This window comes from Anaerovibrio sp. (assembly GCF_024697385.1).
GTDB lineage: Bacteria > Bacillota > Negativicutes > Selenomonadales > Selenomonadaceae > Anaerovibrio.
Genome location: NZ_JAILFV010000085.1, coordinates 1 through 2348 on the forward strand (window position 1 = coordinate 1; position 2348 = coordinate 2348).

Consider the following 2348-nt stretch of genomic DNA (forward strand, 5'->3'; position numbering starts at 1 on the left):
AATGCAATAATCGCAGCGGTGTTACCTGGGAGCGTAAATGGTATGGAAAGACCGGTCGAGTCAATAGGAAATGATTTTCCTTATTCGGAGGATTTTCCACAACTGATTTCTAATGATCCGGCAATAGCTGCTGTTTTCAATCTTATCATCAGGCAGATGTTGTCTAATGATAAGGTATTAAGGGCTATTCTGAATAGTAAAGTTGATAATGCTGAAATAAAAACAGTTGCCCGAACCGGCAGTTATACTGACTTGGCCAATATTCCTACCGAATTCAATCCCGCTACGCACAGCCACAGCCAGTATCTCACGGAACATCAAGATGTAAGTGGTAAAGCGGATAAAGCCACAACACTTGAAGGGTATGGAATTACAGATGCTTATACTAAAACAGATATAAATAACAAACTAACAAGTGCTATGGTATATAAAGGTTCCGTAGAAACAGCCGCACAACTCCCTAGTCTTTATAACAAGATTGGCGACTTCTACAATGTTCTGGATACTGGCGTAAATTACGCATGGGATGGTACCGCCTGGGATGAGATGGGCGGGATGGCCTACATTTCTGAGTACCTGAAAAATTACTATACCTCGACTGAAGTTGAAAATAAGCTTTCTGGGTATGCCGTCCCAAATGGTACTTACGCTAATATGTCCGTAGGTCATGCTTCAGCAGCAGATGTAACCCCGTGGGCCGGCATATCAAATAAACCAAGTACCTTTACCCCGTCCAGCCATACCCACGATGACAGGTACTATACAGAGAGTGAAGTTGATAACAAGTTAAGCGGTAAGGCAAATTCCTCCCACACTCACTCACAGTATCTTACTTCTCATGCAACAGTGGATTCTTCTTTATCATCCACAAGTACCAACGCCGTTCAAAATAAAGTAGTGAATTCTGCCTTGGCAGGTAAGGCAGCATCGTCACATACTCATGATGATAGGTACTATACGGAGAGTGAGGTTAATACGAAGCTAAACGCCAAAGCAGATTCTTCACATTCTCATTCCGCAGCCACACAGAGCGCAGCGGGTTTTATGAGTGCTGCCGATAAGAAGAAACTTGACGGGCTTGATGCTGCTGGCGGGGGTACAAAATTCACTTACATTTACCCAAACGGAGGCACCGCTAATGCGCCAGCTGAAGTGACTATAAATCAGCGTTTTGTCATGGACAACCCTTTCCCTGGGTACTATGTGATGTGCGCTCCGGAGCTTAAGTATAACGGCCACTGGGGCGTCGTCGGTCAATTTGTAACACCTAGCGATTATGGTTCCGGCGTAAGTGCAAACCAGCTAGACAATGATAAAATCGTTGTTCAAACTGGTTCTTCAAAGATTATATTTAATTCTTCGTCGCACCAAGGTGACCCTTTTGGAAGGGCTGAAGGAACCGGCCAGACAAAACTGCCTTGTCGCATAAGGGTGTGGACTATCGGGAAAATTTAGGGGGTGCGAAATGGACATTGTTTTTACAGGTGGGATGTTAATCCTTTTCGTTACGCTTTTTGGTTTTTTTCACAGGCTGATAATCCAGCCGCTTTCTCAAGCGATTGAGGACTTGAAAAACTTAATTACCATGCTTCAACAGGACTTAAAAGCCGAAGCTGAGTGCAGGACAAAAATTGACATCCGTCTGAGCATAGCAGAGGAAAAAATCGCAAATCTGGAGGCAAAACTATGATTTTAAAATTACTTTATAAAATTGATTTGACTCAGACCATCGTGGCAATCGGGCTGGTGGCAGCTTTAATTATTTCTCTTTTTACCGGAGGGACTGAACAACTTTCCATGTGTATAGCTTCCGGCTTGATAGGTTACATTGGCGGCAATGTTGCCGGCAGTGCAGCTCACAAAAAGGACACAAGGAAATGATTGACAGTTTACATTGGCCGTTAGTGGCCGAAAAAACAGCGGAATTCATAGCAATGGCAAAAGAATTTCACTTAATCGACAACGAAATCATTAAACAGATTGAGGGGCGGCTCCAGGCAGAGTCGCCTTTTCCAATTCATAATGAAAGGAAGGATAAGAAATGCGAAAAGTAACTTTGGCAGAGGTTTCCCAGATGGCCACCGATGCGCGGGAGAGTATCTGGGCTCAGGCTCAGGCGGTAGGCAGAGAGCCTAAAATTTATTTGCACTGGACAGCAGGTCACTATGGTCAGATGTACACTGATGAGTACCACCTTTCCATTGATAAGGACGGGTCCATCTACAATGAGCATGACCTTGACGAGGTATTGTCCCATACATGGAAGCGCAATACCGGAGCCGTAGGTATCACTTTGGCATGTGCTGTGGGGGCCACCACCCGTGATCTGGGTGACGAGCCACCTACCC

Annotated in this window: 4 protein-coding genes and 1 pseudogene; all 5 read left to right on the forward strand. The window is 44.8% G+C overall.

Features of this window, described 5'->3' with window-relative positions:
- On the forward strand, positions 1 to 1455 hold a 1455-nt coding region (locus K6C05_RS04475), incomplete at its 5' end, for a hypothetical protein (protein ID WP_296731754.1).
- A gap of 10 nt (positions 1456 to 1465) precedes the next feature.
- Positions 1466 to 1690, forward strand: coding sequence for a hypothetical protein (locus tag K6C05_RS04480; RefSeq protein ID WP_296731757.1), 225 nt, complete (start codon positions 1466 to 1468; stop codon positions 1688 to 1690).
- Complete coding sequence (locus K6C05_RS04485; protein ID WP_296731759.1) at positions 1687 to 1881, forward strand: hypothetical protein; 195 nt, start codon at positions 1687 to 1689, stop codon at positions 1879 to 1881. Before K6C05_RS04480 ends, K6C05_RS04485 begins: the two co-directional genes overlap by 4 nt.
- Positions 1878 to 2054: a hypothetical protein gene (locus K6C05_RS04490; RefSeq protein ID WP_296731762.1), complete on the forward strand. Its 177-nt coding sequence runs from the start codon at positions 1878 to 1880 to the stop codon at positions 2052 to 2054. The genes K6C05_RS04485 and K6C05_RS04490 overlap by 4 nt, the downstream gene beginning before the upstream one ends.
- Positions 2042 to 2348: pseudogene (locus K6C05_RS04495) on the forward strand (N-acetylmuramoyl-L-alanine amidase); the annotation flags it as partial. The gene K6C05_RS04490 and the pseudogene K6C05_RS04495, both read left to right, overlap by 13 nt.

Excerpts from the sequence above, each read along its gene's own strand:
- K6C05_RS04490 (WP_296731762.1), top strand. The coding sequence starts at position 1,878 with ATGATTGACAGTTTACATTGGCCGTTAGTGGCCGAAAAAACAGCGGAA.
- K6C05_RS04480 (WP_296731757.1), top strand. The coding sequence starts at position 1,466 with ATGGACATTGTTTTTACAGGTGGGATGTTAATCCTTTTCGTTACGCTT.
- K6C05_RS04485 (WP_296731759.1), top strand. The coding sequence starts at position 1,687 with ATGATTTTAAAATTACTTTATAAAATTGATTTGACTCAGACCATCGTG.